The following is a 7,744-nucleotide window of genomic DNA, read 5'->3' on the forward strand; positions in this document are numbered from 1 at the left end:
AGCGGCGGGATCGCGCGCGATGATATAGCTCAGGCAGCCCGACAGGGCGCCGGTGCTGGCGCGCAGGAGGTCCATGACCGCGTCGCGCTGGCCGCGCGACGCCCGCATCTTGCCGATCAGTCCGTACATTCCGTTGTCTCCTTTGAGGTTTTCGACAAGAGCGTGCAGATCGCCAGTATGGCGATAGCCGTTCAAGGCATCAACTGGCCGCCATTCACCTCGATCACCTGGCCGGTGATGTAGCCGCTGAGAAGGTCGGAAGAGAGGAACAGATAGGCGCCGACGCAATCCTGCGCCGTGCCGGCGCGTCCCTGCGGAATGGTGGCGACCATGCCCTTGATCTGCTCGTCGGTCGAATAGCGCTCGTGGAACGGGGTGAGAATGGTGCCGGGCGCCACCGCGTTGACGCGGATGCCGAAGCCGATCAGCTCCTTTGCCATGCCGCGCGTCACATTGGAGACGAAAGCCTTGGCAGAGCCGTAAAGCCCGGCGCCGCCGCCGGCACCATTGCGGGCGGCGATCGAGGAGGTGTTGACGATGAAGCCGCCCTGTTTCTTCAGCCACGGGATCGCCTTGCGCGAAGCAGTCAGCACCGAACGGGCGTTGAGGTCCATCACCGCATCGTAATGCGCCTCGGTCTGCTCGGCATAGGGGATGCGGCCGAGCATGCCGCCGGCATTGTTGACCAGCCCGTCGAGGCGGCCGAAATATTGCGCACTGTCCTCGACGACGCGCTCGACATCGGCGGCAACGGAGAAATCGCCCTGGACGAGAAACACCTCGCCGCCCTTGTCGGCAATCGTCAGGCCGAGCTTCTCGGCGGCGTCGCGGCTCGAGTTATAATGCAGCGCCACCTTGCATTTCTGCGCTGCATAGGCCAGCGCGAGCGCCGCCCCGATGCCGGTCGATGCACCGGTAACCAGCACTGCCTTGCCGGCAAGATCGGGTATGCTGAGTGTGGTGGCTGGCACGGTTCTTCCTCCGGGATGTCTGCCTGCCCTTCGTAGGCCCTTGCCACCCCGGTGTTCAAGCCTTGGAGCAATTCAAGGAAAAGTGTGAGCGCTTTCCCCGGGGGATTTGCGTCAAACAAACCGCTCTACGGACGCAGATAGGCGTAACCCTGGCCTTGCAGTTCGGCGAGTTTGACGACGCCGCCCTTGTCGGCGGCATGAAATCCGGCGAGCAGGTCGGGGAGTGTGATGTCCATGCCGTGCATGGTGTTGGCGCAGGCGTGGGGTTCCAATCCCTGCTGCACCAGGCCGGCGAAGCGCCCGGAAATCGCGGCCGATATGCCTTTCGACTTGAAGGCCGCGAGCGCGGGACCATGCACGACCAGCACGATGTCGACCTTGCCGCCGGTGCCTTCATAATGGTTCTTGATGTTGCCGAGCACGAAATTGACCTTGTCGGTGTCGCTCAAGTGGTAGGCGACTTTTTGCCTTGTGGGCTCGGTGGCGGCTGCCTGTGCTGCCCGCAGACCGAGAAGCGTTCCGGTTCCGGCAAGAACCGTGCGGAACATGTCGCGCCGGCGCATGGCATCCTCCTCCGCTTGGCGGCTGACCGCGAATTGCGTGACTCCAGCCGCAATACTAGCATAAATTGCCGTTGCGTCCTTTCGATGCGGAGGAGAGGTCACATGGCGTTGAAGGAATGGGCGTTTGGGTTGGGGGAATGGAAGACGGTTGCCGGCGCCGGGTTTTGCGCCGTGCTGCTCGGCGCGCTTGCCGGATCGGCCTCCGCCGACGATGCGCTGAAGCTTACCGAACTCAGTCCGAACGGCGCTGATGCCTGTTTCGGCCGCGTCTATGATGGGGCGCATCTCAAGGCGCACCCGAAGCAGAAGGTGGCGCGGATCTTCTTCTACTACGGCCATGATCCGGTCAGCCGGCCGAACGAGGAACCGACCGGGAATTCCGACACGTCCTACAATGCCTTCATCGCCACCACCGTGCGCGGCGCCAAGTCGCCTGAATGGGCCGGCGGCTGGTGCAATCATGCTTCCGAGGACGGCAAGACGGGCCCGGTCCATTGCGGCATGGAATGCGACCGGACGCTTGCGTCGCTGAAGGTCGATGACAAGGGTCGGCTGTTCCTCTCGGATCTGCAGCCCGACATCTATCTCGATGCCGGATCAGAAGAGGAGCTTGGCGCAGCGGAATATGACAGGCGGGCGCTCGGCTCGGAGGATGACAATTTCCGCCTCGACCCGATGCCGGCAGCGACCTGCCAGGCGGAGTTCGCGCGCATCGACCCAGTCGCCGCTGCGCTCGGAGCTCCGCTACGCGAGCGGCTGAAGCCGGACCAGGCGTTCTGCTATGGGCGCGACTACGATGCAGCGCATCTCGGCTCGCACCCCGATCAACTCACCCAGTCGATCCGGGTTTTCCGCGGCAAGGTAGAACTGGCGTCCTTCGCCTCGGGCGGTGACACCGCCAATTGGCCAGACGGCGCCGACATTGCCGTTACCGTCACCACACGGCAGAAATCGGCCAAGGTGACGCAGACCTATTCCTGCCAGGGCGAAGCCGACCAGTGGCGCTGCGCGGCCAGCACGAAGATGAGCAATTTCTCCTGCGACATCGCGCAGAAGGAGATTTTCCTCAAGCGTGGCGCCAACGGCACGATGATGCTGGCCAACCCAAACAGCGCGCTTGCAATCGTCGACCTGTGTTCGAAGGCGGACGCCGGAAAGACGAAATCCGACGACAAGGTCTATCGGCTGCAGCCGATGCCGCAATCGGCCTGCTCGCCTTGAGCTTCAATGGAGGGCGCGAATGGATAAGGCAAAAGTCTTTTGGTCTGGCGGATCGCAAGCAGTACGCATGCCGAAGAAATACCGTTTCGATACCGGCGAGATTTCAATCCTTCGCGAGGGCCGAGCGGTCGTTCTCGAACCGCTTGCGCAGGATTGGGTCTGGCTCGACAGTTTGACCGGGCCACTTGACGACGATTTTGTTGAGGCAGCTTTGGAAGGCCGATAGAGACTGGCGGCGCAGACCATAGGATCCATGCGTGACATCTGAGCGCTGCTGCGGTGCAGAATTCTGTTCCGCTGCACTCTACGGACAAGGTCGCGGCATGGATCTTCGGGTCTCCGCGACGGAGCTTCGCTCCTGCTTCGCCCGTGGATGACGAAGTCGAGAAGCTTCGGTTAATTTTCCCAAGTCGCTACAGGAAATCGCCTCAGGCAAACGGCACGGCGGTTGTGCCCTTCGGCAGCTTGGCCTCGTCGTCGGGCTCGACGTGGATGGTGACGCGCACCGAGGGGATTTCGGCCTTCAGCGCGTCCTCGATGCGGTCGCAGATGACATGGCTGGCGCCGACCGACATGTCTGCGTCGACGACCAGATGAAACTCGATGAAGGTGGCGCGGCCGGCGATGCGCGTCTTGAGGTCGTGCACTTCAAGCGCGCCCTTGCAGTTGGCCGAGATGACGTCGCGGATGCGCATGTGCTCCTGGGTGTCGACGGCGCGGTCCATCAGCCCGTTCATCGACGAGCCGATGACATGCCAGCCCTGCCACAGAATGTTCAGCGCCACGAGGACGGCAAGTGCGGGGTCGAGGATCTGCCAGCCGGTCAGGATCGCCCCGACCAGGCCGCCGAAGACCCCGATCGAGGTCACCACGTCGGTCATGATGTGGTTGCCGTCGGCGACCAGTGCCGGTGATTTCTCCGCCCTGCCGGCGCGGATCAGCGTCCAGGCCCAGAAGGCGTTGATAATCGTGGCAACGCCGTTGACCGCAAGACCTTCCCAAGGCTGTTCCAAGGGTGACGGAGTCTGCCAGGAGCGCCAGACCTCGTTGAGGATCAATAGCGCGGCAAGCACGATCAACACGCCTTCCAGCACTGCCGAGAAATACTCGGCCTTGTGATGGCCGAAGGGATGATCCTGGTCGGCCGGCTTGTGGCTGATCTGGATCGCCCAGAAGGCGGCGACCGAGGCGATGACGTTGACGATCGATTCCAGTGCGTCCGAATAGAGTGCGACTGAGCCGGTGACGTACCAGGCGGCAGCTTTCAGCGCGAGCACGACAAAGGCGACGATAATCGACCAGAAGGCGAGGTTCGCGACCTTGCGCTTCGCGGCCGCCTTGGCCGCGATCGCCATCGTGTTCTCGGCTTCGGCCATGATCGTCAGGCGGCCTTTTCCTTGGCCTTGCGCGGCAGGTGGGCGACGATGTTCTCGATGATGCGCATGCCGGCATTGTGCCCGAGCGTCATGATCGATTCCGGGTGGAATTGCACTGCGGCGATCGGCTCCTTGCGGTGCTCGAAGGCCATGATGACGCCGTCCTCGGTCTCGGCCGTGACGATGAAATCGTCGGGCAGCCGCACCGGATCGGCAAAGATCGAGTGGTAGCGGCCGACGGTGACTTCCTTGGGCAGGCCGGAGAAGATGATGCCGGGCTTGGAGACGCGGATGCGCGACGGCTTGCCGTGCATCGGTATGTGCAGCTGCCGCAGTTCGCCGCCATAGGCCTCGGCCAATGCCTGCAGGCCAAGGCAGACGCCGAAGATCGGCAGTTCGCGGGCGCGCGCCTTCTTGATGGTTGCGGCGCAATCGAAGTCCTTCGGCGTGCCGGGGCCGGGCGACAGCACGACGAGGTCGGGTTTCAGCCGGTCGAAGACTTCCTCATGCACCGGCGAGCGAACGGTCGAGACGTTGGCGCCGGTCTGGCGAAAATAATTGGCCAGCGTGTGGACGAAACTGTCCTCGTGGTCGACCAGCAGGATGTTGACGCCGTCGCCGACGCGCGCGGTGGTGCGCTCGGTGCTGGCGGAATTGCCTGTCTTGGCGTCGCGGATGGCGGAGAGCATGGCGGATGCCTTCAGTTCGGTTTCGGCTTCTTCTTCCTCGGGAATGCTGTCGAACAGCAATGTGGCGCCGGCGCGCACTTCGGCAATGCCGTCCTTGATACGGATGGTGCGGAGCGTCAGGCCGGTGTTCATGTCGCCGTTGAAATTGACCATGCCGATCGCGCCGCCATACCAGGCGCGCGGGCTCTTCTCGTTCTGCTCGATAAAGCGCATGGCCCATAGCTTCGGCGCGCCGGTGACGGTGACCGCCCAGGCATGCGACAGGAAGGCATCGAAGGCATCCATGCCTTCGCGCAGCCTGCCTTCGATGTGGTCGACCGTATGGATCAGGCGCGAATACATCTCGATCTGGCGCCGGCCGATAACGCGCACCGAACCCGGCTCGCAGACCCGCGACTTGTCGTTGCGGTCGACGTCCGAGCACATGGTCAGCTCGGATTCGTCTTTCTTCGAGTTGAGCAGTTTCAGGATCTGCTCTGAGTCGGAAATTGCGTCGTCGCCGCGCTTGATGGTGCCCGAGATCGGGCAGGTCTCGACGCGGCGGCCGTTGACGCGCACGAACATTTCGGGCGAGGCGCCGATCAGATATTCACCTTCGCCCAGATTGATGAAGAAGGAATAGGGCGACGGATTGATGGCCTTCAGCTTGCGCGAAATCTCGGACGGCTGCGTCTCGCAGCGCTCGTAGAACATCTGGCCCGGCACGACCTCGAACAGGTCGCCGCGCTTGAACGAATCCATCGCCTTGCGCACCAGGTCGGCGTATTCTCCGGGTTCATGGTCGCCGCGCGGCGGGATGCGGTCGGGGCTCTTGAACGGCTCGGAGATTTCGTCGCGCGGCAGCCCTTCGGTCGAAAAACCCTCGCCGGCATAGTCGTAGCGGTCGGTCCATGCCTTGGCCGAATAATGGTCGACGACCAGGATCTCGTCAGGCAGGAACAGCACCAGGTCGCGCTGGCTTGGCTTGCGTTCGAGCTTGTAGTCTACCGGGTCGAACTGGAAGGCGAGATCGTAGCCGAAAGCGCCGTAGAGACCTAGATTGGCGTCTTCCTCGGTCTTGAACAGAGCGGTGATGGCGCGCAGCACCGTGAACACCGAAGGAACGCGGCTGCGCTCTTCTTCCGTGAAGACACGGCCGGGCTTGGCGACGTCGAGACGGATGAGCCTTTTCGATGTCTCGGCGATGGTGATATCGGCCAGGCTACCCAGCGCCTTGCCGATGACCGGCAACAACACCTCGCCACGGCCGTTGAGGGCCTCGACACGCATGGCGCGGCCGCGCGCGGAGATAACCAGAGGCGGGTCGATGATGGCGGTGTCCCAGCGCGTGTAGCGGCCGGGATATTCATAGTTTGAGGAAAACACCGCGCCGCGGCGCGAATTCAGGCCGTCGACGTAAGCGTCGATCGCGCCCGCATACGGCCGGTCGTGGCGCGCGCGGGTGATGGTGATGCCACCCGCGGTCACGAAACTTTCCGCGCCGTTTTCCAGAACCTTCATCGTCATTGCCGTCTCCATCAGCTTCTTGGGGCAACGGACCCGGGAATGGCTTGGAAAAAACAAATGGCCGCCCGGACTTTCCGTTGCGGCCACCCTCTCTATTCACGCGCACGTGTTCGAACAGGCCGCTGTCAGCAGGCCCACCACCAAATGGTCTTGATCGAACGCATATTCATGGCGAAATCCATAGCTGCGAAAAGAAGGATGCGCAACAGGTTTGAAAGTCTGTTCGTTGGCCGCCGCTTCTCAGGCTCATGGCACATCGCCAGAGCCGACAGTGCCGCTTAGAGTGCTCATCCAACAGCAGGAAGACGGGAAAATAACCATGACCGAGCAGATCGAGCGTGCGCGGACGTTTCATTCCCTCCACGTCAAGGGCAACCCGGTCGTCCTCTACAATGCCTGGGATCCGGGTTCGGCCAAGATCATCGAGAAAGCGGGTGCCAAGGCGATCGCCACCGGAAGCTGGCCGGTCGCGGCCGCGTTCGGCTACGCCGATGGCGAGAAAATCCCGCTGGAACTGGCGCTCGACAACATCAAGCGCATCGTCGGGTCGGTCGACCTGCCGGTGACCATGGACCTCGAGGGCGGCTACGGCGTTGACCCGGAAATCGTCGCTCGCACGGTGACGTTGGCGCTGCGGGCCGGCGCTATCGGTTTCAATTTCGAGGATCAGATTGTCGGTGGCAGCGGCCTGCATGACATTTCCGTGCAGGCAAAGCGCATCGAAGCCGCGGCGGCGGCCGTCAAGGCTTCCGGCATACCGGCATTCATCAACGCTCGAACCGACATCTTCCTCAAGGCGAAACCGGATGCGCATGATGACCTTCTGCTCGACCAGGCCATCGAGCGCGCACAGGCCTTCGAAAAAGCCGGCGCGCACGGCTTCTTTGCGCCGGGCCTTGGCGACGAAGGCCTGATCGAGACGCTCTGCAAGGCAATTGCGTTGCCGGTCAACATCATTGCGCTGGCGCATGTGCCGCCGCGCCAGCGGCTGGCGGAACTGGGTGTCGCCCGCATCAGTCACGGCCCGGTGCCTTACCGGCAGATGGCGGAATGGCTGGAGGCGAAAGCGCGACTGGCTATTTCGGGCTAAGTCAGTCCTCCAGCGTTCGCGACCGGGCATCAGTGCTCTTCCTGTCGCCGACCAGCTTCAGAAGATCTTCGCCGGCGCGGATGATGCGGCGCGAGCGGCGGGTCAGGATGATGCCGTCCTGCGGCGCGAACACTTCGGTGCGGCCATCGGTTTCACCCGGTGCATGGACGATGGTGGCGAGGCGCGCGCCCTTGGCGACGCGGTCGCCGGGCTTCACGTCGTAGAGCACGGCACCGGCCCGTGGCGCCGGCATCATGTCGATGTTTTCCAATGGCGCCACGAAGCCGGTGAAAGGACCCGGCGCGGGCAGGGCGCTGTCGGCGATCAC

At 63.1% G+C, this 7,744-nt stretch carries 8 protein-coding genes and 1 pseudogene; 3 read left to right on the forward strand and 6 right to left on the reverse strand.

The window, feature by feature from the left end:
* The 3 genes and pseudogenes from EOA22_RS38915 to EOA22_RS17440 form a co-directional block, all read right to left on the reverse strand.
* Positions 1–129: pseudogene (locus EOA22_RS38915) on the reverse strand (antibiotic biosynthesis monooxygenase); the annotation flags it as partial.
* Positions 130–191: 62 nt separating this feature from the next.
* Positions 192–971 (reverse strand): SDR family oxidoreductase, encoded by a 780-nt coding sequence (locus tag EOA22_RS17435; RefSeq protein WP_013529934.1) that lies wholly within the window; start codon positions 969–971, stop codon positions 192–194.
* Positions 972–1,096: 125 nt separating this feature from the next.
* Positions 1,097–1,534, reverse strand: coding sequence for a DsrE family protein (locus tag EOA22_RS17440; protein WP_013529935.1), 438 nt, complete (start codon positions 1,532–1,534; stop codon positions 1,097–1,099).
* A 102-nt stretch (positions 1,535–1,636) separates the two neighbouring features.
* Here EOA22_RS17440 and EOA22_RS17445 point away from each other — a divergent pair, with 102 nt between their 5' ends.
* Positions 1,637–2,755: a hypothetical protein gene (locus EOA22_RS17445; RefSeq protein ID WP_013529936.1), complete on the forward strand. Its 1,119-nt coding sequence runs from the start codon at positions 1,637–1,639 to the stop codon at positions 2,753–2,755.
* 19 nt (positions 2,756–2,774) lie between these two features.
* Positions 2,775–2,981 carry an AbrB/MazE/SpoVT family DNA-binding domain-containing protein gene (locus EOA22_RS17450; protein ID WP_013529937.1) on the forward strand — a complete coding sequence of 69 codons (207 nt, stop codon included), beginning with the start codon at positions 2,775–2,777 and terminating at the stop codon, positions 2,979–2,981.
* A gap of 202 nt (positions 2,982–3,183) precedes the next feature.
* On the opposite strand, the gene EOA22_RS17455 is transcribed toward EOA22_RS17450, so the two are convergent.
* Together EOA22_RS17455 and EOA22_RS17460 are read right to left on the reverse strand one after the other, a co-directional pair.
* A complete protein-coding gene (locus EOA22_RS17455; protein WP_013529938.1) occupies positions 3,184–4,131 on the reverse strand; it encodes a cation diffusion facilitator family transporter in 948 nt (315 codons plus the stop codon).
* A gap of 5 nt (positions 4,132–4,136) precedes the next feature.
* Positions 4,137–6,326: an anthranilate synthase gene (locus EOA22_RS17460; protein WP_013529939.1), complete on the reverse strand. Its 2,190-nt coding sequence runs from the start codon at positions 6,324–6,326 to the stop codon at positions 4,137–4,139.
* Positions 6,327–6,645: 319 nt separating this feature from the next.
* Between EOA22_RS17460 and EOA22_RS17465 the strand changes: the two genes are divergently transcribed.
* The gene (locus EOA22_RS17465; protein ID WP_013529940.1) at positions 6,646–7,416 is read left to right on the forward strand and encodes an isocitrate lyase/phosphoenolpyruvate mutase family protein; all 771 of its coding nucleotides are present in this window, start codon (positions 6,646–6,648) and stop codon (positions 7,414–7,416) included.
* A 1-nt stretch (position 7,417) separates the two neighbouring features.
* Here the strand turns inward: EOA22_RS17465 and EOA22_RS17470 are convergent.
* A partial coding sequence (locus EOA22_RS17470; protein WP_206521295.1) for a succinylglutamate desuccinylase/aspartoacylase family protein occupies positions 7,418–7,744 on the reverse strand: 327 nt, incomplete at its 5' end.

Origin of the sequence: Mesorhizobium sp. M7A.F.Ca.US.014.04.1.1, from assembly GCF_003998745.1 — a bacterium.
Lineage (GTDB): Bacteria > Pseudomonadota > Alphaproteobacteria > Rhizobiales > Rhizobiaceae > Mesorhizobium > Mesorhizobium ciceri.